The organism is Streptomyces glaucescens, from assembly GCF_000761215.1.
Taxonomy (GTDB): domain Bacteria; phylum Actinomycetota; class Actinomycetes; order Streptomycetales; family Streptomycetaceae; genus Streptomyces; species Streptomyces glaucescens_B.
Genome location: NZ_CP009438.1, coordinates 4,344,085 through 4,352,500 on the forward strand (window position 1 = coordinate 4,344,085; position 8,416 = coordinate 4,352,500).

9 protein-coding genes (1 of these 9 cut by a window edge) are annotated in these 8,416 nt (G+C 74.2%); 6 read left to right on the forward strand and 3 right to left on the reverse strand.

Features of this window, described 5'->3' with window-relative positions; all coding sequences use genetic code 11:
* Nucleotides 1-84: 84 nt before the first annotated feature.
* Nucleotides 85-2,517, reverse strand: coding sequence for a protein kinase domain-containing protein (locus SGLAU_RS18820; protein WP_043502998.1), 2,433 nt, complete (start codon nucleotides 2,515-2,517; stop codon nucleotides 85-87).
* Between the two features lie 186 nt (nucleotides 2,518-2,703).
* Between SGLAU_RS18820 and SGLAU_RS18825 the strand changes: the two genes are divergently transcribed.
* From SGLAU_RS18825 to proC, 5 genes are all read left to right on the forward strand, one after another.
* Nucleotides 2,704-3,018, forward strand: coding sequence for an SH3 domain-containing protein (locus SGLAU_RS18825; protein WP_043503001.1), 315 nt, complete (start codon nucleotides 2,704-2,706; stop codon nucleotides 3,016-3,018).
* 63 nt (nucleotides 3,019-3,081) lie between these two features.
* Complete coding sequence (locus tag SGLAU_RS18830; protein ID WP_043503002.1) at nucleotides 3,082-3,627, forward strand: hypothetical protein; 546 nt, start codon at nucleotides 3,082-3,084, stop codon at nucleotides 3,625-3,627.
* Nucleotides 3,628-3,892: 265 nt separating this feature from the next.
* The gene (locus SGLAU_RS18835) at nucleotides 3,893-4,708 is read left to right on the forward strand and encodes an ABC transporter ATP-binding protein (RefSeq protein WP_043503004.1); all 816 of its coding nucleotides are present in this window, start codon (nucleotides 3,893-3,895) and stop codon (nucleotides 4,706-4,708) included.
* Nucleotides 4,705-5,490: an ABC transporter permease gene (locus tag SGLAU_RS18840; protein WP_043503006.1), complete on the forward strand. Its 786-nt coding sequence runs from the start codon at nucleotides 4,705-4,707 to the stop codon at nucleotides 5,488-5,490. Before SGLAU_RS18835 ends, SGLAU_RS18840 begins: the two co-directional genes overlap by 4 nt.
* A gap of 142 nt (nucleotides 5,491-5,632) precedes the next feature.
* Nucleotides 5,633-6,445, forward strand: coding sequence for a pyrroline-5-carboxylate reductase (proC, locus tag SGLAU_RS18845; protein WP_043503008.1), 813 nt, complete (start codon nucleotides 5,633-5,635; stop codon nucleotides 6,443-6,445).
* Nucleotides 6,446-6,465: 20 nt separating this feature from the next.
* Here the strand turns inward: proC and SGLAU_RS18850 are convergent, their stop codons facing one another.
* Nucleotides 6,466-7,050, reverse strand: a complete 585-nt coding sequence (locus tag SGLAU_RS18850) for a cysteine hydrolase family protein (protein ID WP_043503011.1) — start codon at nucleotides 7,048-7,050, stop codon at nucleotides 6,466-6,468.
* A 74-nt stretch (nucleotides 7,051-7,124) separates the two neighbouring features.
* Between SGLAU_RS18850 and SGLAU_RS18855 the strand changes: the two genes are divergently transcribed.
* Nucleotides 7,125-8,129: a GlxA family transcriptional regulator gene (locus SGLAU_RS18855; RefSeq protein ID WP_043503014.1), complete on the forward strand. Its 1,005-nt coding sequence runs from the start codon at nucleotides 7,125-7,127 to the stop codon at nucleotides 8,127-8,129.
* Here the strand turns inward: SGLAU_RS18855 and trpS are convergent.
* A protein-coding gene (gene trpS, locus SGLAU_RS18860) for a tryptophan--tRNA ligase (RefSeq protein WP_043503016.1) crosses the window boundary here: on the reverse strand, nucleotides 8,051-8,416 show its 3' end. 678 nt of this gene lie beyond the right edge of the window; only the last 366 of its 1,044 coding nucleotides appear in the window; its start codon lies beyond the right edge, outside the window; it ends in the stop codon at nucleotides 8,051-8,053. The genes SGLAU_RS18855 and trpS overlap by 79 nt on opposite strands.

Here is an 8,416-nt window from a genome sequence, read left to right on the forward strand (position 1 = left end):
CGCTCCGCGCACGAACGGGCGGCCGCCCCCTCCGCGGGGACGGCCGCCCGTTCGTGCGCCTGGCCGTCGGGGACGGCCGGTGCCTCACCAGGCGCCCGGATCCCGCCCGTCCACCCCGAAGACCGTGCCGTCCGGCCCGGCGGCGTACACGCGCGTGCCCACCAGCACGGGCGCGGGCACCTCGCCGGCGACCCTGTCCGAGCCCGTGCCCAGCCGGGCCGGGGTCTGCCCGACCAGGTCCCCGGTCCGGGCGTCGACGGCGATCAGCCGGCCGTCGGCGGCGCCGAAGTACACCCGGCGGCCGTCGGTGACCGGCGCCGAGCCCCGGCTCACGGACGTCTCCACGTGCCACAGCCGCTTGCCGCGCGCCAGGTCGAAGGCCTCCAGCGAACCGCCCGCGCCCAGCACGTACACCACATCGCCGTGCACGGCGGCCTGCGCGTCCTGCCGCGGCACGGGCAGTGCCACCCGGTCGAGCGTGCGGGTGCGCGGGTCGTACCGGACGACGGCCCGCGTGTCGCCGTACCCGGGGTCGACGGCGATGAAGTGGACGGGGCGCAGGCCGACGCCGGAGCCGGAACCGGCGCCCGAGCCCGAACCAGAACGGGAGTCGGCGCCCGAGTCCGAACCAGAACGGGAGTCGGCGCCCGAGTCCGAACCGGCCGCCGGTCCGGTCCCTGCCGTCCCGGCACCGACCGGCTTGACCGTGCCCTCCAGCACGGCCGTCCAGCGCACCTCGCCGGTCCCCGGGTCGACCGCGCTGACCCGGGTGCCCGAGCCGTCGTCGGACGGACCGGTCGCATACGCCAGCGGATCACCGGGGAAGGCGGTGAAGGACGGCACGGCGTGCCCCGGGATCCGCGCGGTCCACCGGTCGCCGCCGGTCGCGCCGTCCACCCCGGTGACGCTTCCGTCGGCGCGGGTGAGCAGCAGCACGCCCCCGGCGTACCGCGTCGCGGACTGCGGCGGCAGCTCCCGGTGCCAGGCCTCCGCCCCGGAGGCGGGGTCGAGGGCCGCGAGCCGCCGGCCGCCCTCCGCGTCGGGCTGCACCAGGCCGCCCGCGACGACGGGCGGCCCGCTCGCCGGTCCGGTGGCGGCGGACCGCGCCCACGCGCGCGTGCCGTCGGACGGGTCGAGCGCGAAGACCTGCCCGGGCCGGGAGCAGAGCAGCAGCCCCGCGCCGTAGGCGCACTGCGGCGCGGCCCCGCCGCGTGTCGCGGGCGTCGCCGTCCAGGCGCTGAACCCGGCGGCGGCCGTACGGGGCGTGCCGTCCTCGGCCGTCCCGCCGAGCGCCCGCACCGAGGCGACCACACCGCCCGCGACGAGCACCGCACCGATCGCGGCGAGCAGGAGACGCCGCCGCCCGGACCGCGCACCGGCACCTCCGCCACGGCCGGCACCGCGCACCCGGCCACGCACCCGACCGCGCGGCCGGAGCCCGTTCCCCGGCACCGCGTTCCCCCGCACGCCGGAGTCCCGCGCCGCCGCCGAGCCCGGGACCACTTCGTCGTCGTGGACGGCCTCGTCACCGGGCGCCGTCCCGCCACGCGCCGCCTCGTCGAAGGGCACCCCGTCACCGGGCGCAGCATCGCCGCGCGCCGTCCCGGCTCCGCCGCCCGCCGCCCGGTCCGGGCCGTCCGTCTGCTCGGCGTCCCGCTGGGCCGGTATGAAGGCCTGGGTGTCGTACGAGGCCGCGACCGAGCGCAGTTCCCGCATCAGCTCGTCCGGTGTGGGCCGCTCGGCCGGCTCCTTCGCCAGGCAGCGCAGCACCAGCGGAGCAAGTCCCTCCGGTACGCCGGCCAGATCGGGCTCGTCGTGCACGACCTGGTAGGCCACGACGTACGGGCTGTCCGAGTCGAACGGCCCGCGCCCCGTCGCCGCGTGCACCATGACCGAGCCCAGCGCGAAGATGTCCGCGGCGGGACCCACCTCGCGCGGACGCCGGAACTGCTCCGGCGCCATGAACGGTGGCGTACCGATCAACTTGCCGGTCTCGGTGCGCAGTTCGCTGTCCTTCGGCCGGGAGATGCCGAAGTCGATGACCTTCGGCCCGTCCTCGGCGAGCAGCACGTTGCTCGGCTTGAGATCCCGGTGGACGACGCCCACCCGGTGGATGTCCCGAAGCGCCTCCGCCAGTCCCGCCATCAGCCGGCGCAACTGGGCCGCGGCCATGGGCCCGTTCCGTTTCACTTCCTCGGCCAGGGTGGGCCCGGGGATGAACAGGGTGGCCATCCAGGGCCGTTCGGCCTCCGGATCGGCGTCGACCACGGGTGCGGTGAAGGCGCCGCTGACCCGCCGGGCCGCCGCCACCTCCTGCCGGAAGCGTCCCCTGAACTCGGGATCCCTGGCGAACTCCGCGTGCACGACCTTCACCGCGAGCTTCATCCCGGAGGGACTGCGCGCCAGGTGCACGACGCCCATGCCGCCCGAGCCGAGACGGGCCTCGAGGCGGTAGTGACCGGCGTACTCCGGAAGTTCCGCTTCCGCGCTCGCTCCGATGTTGCGCTGTGGCGCCATGGACCACCCCCGTGCTCTACGTCCGCGCGCGCGACGCACGGAGCCTAGTCGATGACACGTACGAGACCGAGGCGGCTTGCTAGCCTCCGTGTGCGAATCGCGTACACAAGTTTCGAGACGCGATTGCAGGGAATCAACGCGATCCCACGGCCGTCCTGGGCCATGGGTCAACGGGGGAGGTTTTCCATGACGGTGGAGAACGTGGAAGTGCGACAGACCGGTGGTGTCACCGAGGCCGTCGCGACGACGGGCGTGCGCTACTACGCGGTCGCCCCGGGCGTGCGGCTGAACGTCCGCAGCGGCCCCGGCACCAACTATCCGGTCATCCGGGTGCTGCCCGAGGGTGCCCACGTGCCGATCTACTGCCAGCGGCCCGGAGAGACGGTCACCGGTCCCTACGGCACGTCGAAGATCTGGGACAACATCAGTCAGGGCGAGTACGTCTCGGACGCCTACGTGCAGACGGGCAGCGACGGCTACGTCGCCTCGCGCTGCCTCTGACACCTCCGGCGCCGCCGGGAGCCCGCACCCCGGGCCGTCGGACACGGGAGCCATAATCGACGCGTGAGCGACGAATCCGGCACCCCGACGACGACCCCCGCGGGCTCCCGGTCCGCCGCGGCCCCTGCCCCGGGCACCGCGCCCGCGGCAGGCCCGCGTCCCGAGCCGGTCCGCTTCTTCGGCACGACCTGGCTGCACCACGACCGGGGCTACGCGCTCCGCCGCGTGGCCGCCTCCGCGGGCTCGCTCGCCGCGGTCGTCGTCTCCTGCCTGGTGCTGCGCTTCGCCTATGAGGGACTGGCGCTCGCGAACACCGGGGACCTGGTGCCGGCGCTGATGGTCGTGATGTTCGCGGTGTGCAGCGCGCTCGCCTTCCGGCACACCTGGGACGGCTTCGGCAAGCGCCCCGACCCCGACCGCCAGGCGTCCCTGCGCGGCCTGCTGGCCATCGGCTTCGTCGGCTCCCTCCTCGCCTACTTCTTCCGCTCCCTCACCGAGGCACCCGGAGAGAAGCTGCACCGCGCGGAGTACGACGCCGCCCGCGAGCAGTACGACAAGCGCACCGCCCGCCGCACCGGCCACCCGGCGAGGAAGCGCCGCCGCGCCTGACCCTCCCTCCAGGAGATCAGGAGGGCGTCTCGTCGAACACGCCGGACTCCCGGCCTCCGCTGATCCGTCCCGACCGACGGGCCCCGTCGCACCAGCACCTCCCGCCCTTCGCCCCGCCCTCGGCGTGCCCGCCCTCCTCGGCGTGCCCGCCCCCCTCGGCGTGCCCACCAGACCCGTCGCGCCCACCTCGGCAGCGACCCCACGGGAGTCCCTGTCACCACCCCCTCTCTTGACGGCCCGACCCCTCGGGAGGATTATTCATCACATGATGAATAATGCGGCCGGGCCTCCCCGAGGCACCGCACCACCCCCCGACGCACCCGACGCCCCCGCCGTCCACGCCGCCGGCCTCACCGTCACCCGCGGCTCCCGCACCGTCCTGCGCGACCTGAGCCTCACCGTCCCCCGCGGCCGGATCACCGGCCTCCTCGGGCCCTCCGGCTGCGGCAAGTCGACCCTCATGCGCGCCATCGCCGGCACCCAGGCCAAGGTCACCGGCACCCTCGACGTCCTCGGCCGCCCCGCGGGCCACCCCACCCTGCGCACCCGCATCGGCTACGTCACGCAGGCGCCCTCCGTCTACGACGACCTGACCGTCCGCCAGAACCTCGCCTACTTCGCCGCGATCCTCGCCCCCGGCCGCGCCCTCGCCGAACGCCGCCACCACGACGTCACCCGCGCCCTCGCCGACGTCGACCTCACCAGCCACGCCGACGCCCTCGCCGGCACCCTCTCCGGCGGCCAGCGGAGCCGGGTCTCCCTCGCCGTCGCCCTGCTCGGCAGCCCCGAACTCCTCGTCCTCGACGAACCCACCGTCGGCCTCGACCCCGTACTCCGCCGCGACCTGTGGAGCCTCTTCCACGACATCGCCGCCGGCCGCGGCACCACCCTCCTCGTCTCCTCCCACGTCATGGACGAGGCCGAGCGCTGCCACCACCTGCTGCTCATGCGCGAGGGCGAGATCCTCGCCGACGACACCCCCGACGCCCTGCGCAGCCGCACCGGCACCGACACCGTCGAAGCGGCCTTCCTCCACCTGGTCGACCAGGCCGCGGGCCGCGCGAAGGAGACCACCCGATGAGCACCGCCACGACCCCGGCTCCCCGGCCCGCCCCCGCCCGCGCCCTCACCGTCTCCCGCACCACCGCCACCGCCGCCCGCGTCCTGCGCCAGCTCGGCCACGACCCGCGCACCATCGCGATGATGGTCCTCATCCCGTGCGTGATGCTGTTCCTGCTGCGCTACGTCTTCGACGGCGACCCGCGCACCTTCGACGCGATCGGCGCCTCGCTCCTCGGGATCTTCCCGCTGATCACCATGTTCCTGGTGACCTCGATCGCCACCCTGCGCGAACGCACCTCGGGCACCCTCGAACGCCTCCTCGCCCTCCCCCTCGGCAAAGGCGACCTCATCGCCGGCTACGCGCTCGCCTTCGGCACCCTGGCGACCGTCCAGTCCGCCCTCGCCACAGCCCTCGCCCTGTGGGCCCTCGGCCTCGACGTGACCGGCTCGCCCTGGCTGCTCCTCCTGGTCGCCCTCCTGGACGCCCTGCTGGGCACCGCCCTCGGCCTGTTCGTCTCCGCCTTCGCGGCCTCCGAGTTCCAGGCCGTCCAGTTCATGCCCGCCGTGATCTTCCCGCAGCTCCTCCTCTGCGGCCTCTTCACCCCGAGGGACACCATGCATCCCGTCCTCGAAGCCATCTCCGACGTACTGCCCATGTCCTACGCCGTCGACGGCATGAACGAGGTCCTCCACCACACCGACCTGACCACCGACTTCGTCCGTGACGTCCTGATCGTCGCCGGTAGCGCCCTGCTCGTCCTCGCCCTCGGCGCCGCGACCCTGCGACGCCGCACGACCTGACCCGGGCCCCGGCGTCCCCGCCCCGCCGGCCCGGACCGCGCCCGTGCGCCGCACCCGTCCGCCCACCGGACACCCGGCCCCGTCCGCCGCCCGGAGTGCGAGGATGATCCCGGACGACGCACACCCCGGAGGGCCTCACGCCATGACCCAGAAAGTCGCAGTCCTCGGCACCGGCAAGATCGGCGAAGCCCTGCTGAGCGGAATGATCCGCGCCGGCTGGACCCCCGCCGACCTCCTGGTCACCGCCCGCCGCCCCGAACGGGCCGACGAACTCCGCACCCGCTACGGAGTCACCCCGGTCACCAACCCGGAAGCCGCCAAGACCGCCGACACCCTGATCCTCACGGTCAAACCGCAGGACATGGGCACCCTCCTCGACGAACTCGCCCCCCACGTGCCCGCCGACCGCCTGGTCATCAGCGGCGCCGCGGGCATCACCACCTCCTTCCTGGAGGACCGCCTCGCCGCCGGCACCCCGGTCGTCCGCGTCATGACGAACACCCCCGCCCTCGTCGACGAGGCCATGTCCGTCATCTCCGCCGGCAGCCACGCCACGGCCGACCACCTCGCCCACACCGAGGGAATCTTCGGCGCCGTCGGCAAGACACTCCGCGTCCCCGAGTCCCAGCAGGACGCCTGCACCGCCCTGTCCGGCTCCGGCCCGGCCTACTTCTTCTACCTCGTCGAAGCCATGACCGACGCCGGCATCCTCCTCGGCCTGCCCCGCGACAAGGCCCACGACCTGATCGTCCAGTCCGCGATCGGCGCCGCGACCATGCTCCGCGACAGCGGGGAACACCCCGTCAAGCTCCGCGAGAACGTGACCTCCCCCGCCGGCACCACGATCAACGCCATCCGCGAGCTGGAGAACCACGGCGTACGGGCCGCGCTCATCGCCGCCCTCGAAGCCGCCCGCGACCGCAGCCGCGAACTCGCCTCCGGCAACAACAGCTGACCCCGCCCGCCGGGGACGGGTCACCTCGCCGCGTCCACGACCTCCTTCGTGAGCACCACCCGGGCGAACCCGTCCCCGTGCAGCGACACCGCCGACGCCTGCCCCAGCTCGTCCGCGGTCCTGCGCCAGCCGAACGGCCCGGCCAGATCGAAGGTGTGCGTCGCGTCGTACGCCACCACCACGTCGTACCCCAGGTTCCCGCCCATCCGCGCCGTCGTCTCGACACACAGGTTGGTCTGGATGCCGGTCAGCACGATCTGCGAGATGCCCGCCTCCTTCAGCCAGGCGTCCAGGTCCGGCGTTCCGTAGAACGCCGAGTTCACCGTCTTGGCCACCAGCAGCTCACGCCCCGCCCCCTTCCCGCGCCGCTCCCGCACGTAGTCCTTCAAGTCGTTGCCCTGCTGACCCGGCCGCAACGGCGAGCGCTCACTCACCGAGTCGTGCCGGACGAAGACGACCGGCCGCCCCGTCCGCTGCCAGACGTCGATGAGCGAGGCGATGTTCTCGTCCGCACCCGGATTGTTCCGGGGCCCCCAGAACCGCGACTCCTCGAAGCCCTTCTGCACGTCGACGACCACCAGCGCTGCGTTCTCCGCGATCTCCATGCCCAGAGCATCCCGCCCCCGGGCAGCCCGCCCCAGAGGCGGGAAAGCCATCGATCGATGGTTTACTGCCAGGCATGTACCGCGTGGCCCTCGTCGCCTTCCCCGGCATCCGCGCCTTCGACGTCTCCGTCATCACCGAGGTCTGGGGCACCGACCGCACCCACCGCGGCGTCCCCTCGTTCGAGCTGCGCCGCGTCGCCACCGACACCACCCCCATCCCCGTGCACGGCGGCCTCTGCCTCCACCCCGACCGCACCCTCGCCTGGCTCCGCCGAGCCGACCTGGTCCTCGTCCCCGGCCTCGACGACCAGCTCGCCCCCGCACCCGTCCCCGTCCTCGACGCGCTCCGCAGCGCCCACGCCCGCGGCACCACCATCGCCGCCCTCTGCGCCGGAGCCTTCGTGCTCGCCCAGGCCGGCCTCCTCGACGACCGCCGCGCCATCACCCACTGGAGCCTCGTCGACCTCCTCCGCACCCGGCACCCCCGGGTCACCGTCGTCCCCGACGCCCTGTTCATCGAGGACGGCAACATCTGGACCGCGGCCGGCACCGCCGCCGGCATCGACCTCTGCCTCCACCTCGTCCGCCGCGCCCACGGCGCCGAGACCGCCGCCACCATCGCCCGCTCCATGGTCACCGCCCCCTTCCGCACCGGATCCCAGGCCCAGTTCATCGAGCGCCCCACCCCCCGCACCGACCGCGACGCCGACGCCCTCGCCGGCGTACGCGAACACGCCCTGCGGCACCTGCACGAACCGCTCACGGTCGCCGCCCTCGCCGCCCACGCCGGCATGTCCCCGCGCAGCTTCGCCCGCCACTTCACCGCGGAGACCGGCACCACACCCCTGCGCTGGCTGCTCGACCAGCGCCTCGCCGCCGCGCAGAAGCTCCTCGAACGCACCGACCTGCCCATGCCCGAGGTCGCCCGCCGCGCCGGCTTCGGCAGCGAGGTCACGATGCGCCAGCACTTCGCATCGCGCCTCGCCACCAGCCCGCGCGCCTACCGCGCCGCGTTCACCACGGCACCCGCCGCTGACCGCGCCTCGGCAGGGGCCGGCAACAGCCCGATCGCGCGATAGGCGGCATCCACGGTCGGCCGGGCCATCGCCCGCGCCCGGTCCGCACCGTCCCGCAGCACCCCGTCCACGTAGCCGGGATCGGCACACAGCTCCTTGTGCCGTTCCTGCACCGGTCTCAGAACCTCGACCACGGCCTCCGCCGTGTCCCTCTTCAAGGCGCCGTACGACTCGTACGCACCGCTCAGCGCCTCCGGGCTGCCACCCGTGCACGCGGCCAGGATCTCCAGCAGGTTCGCGACCCCCGGCCGCCCCTCCCGGTCGTAGACGACGTCCCGTCCGCTGTCGGT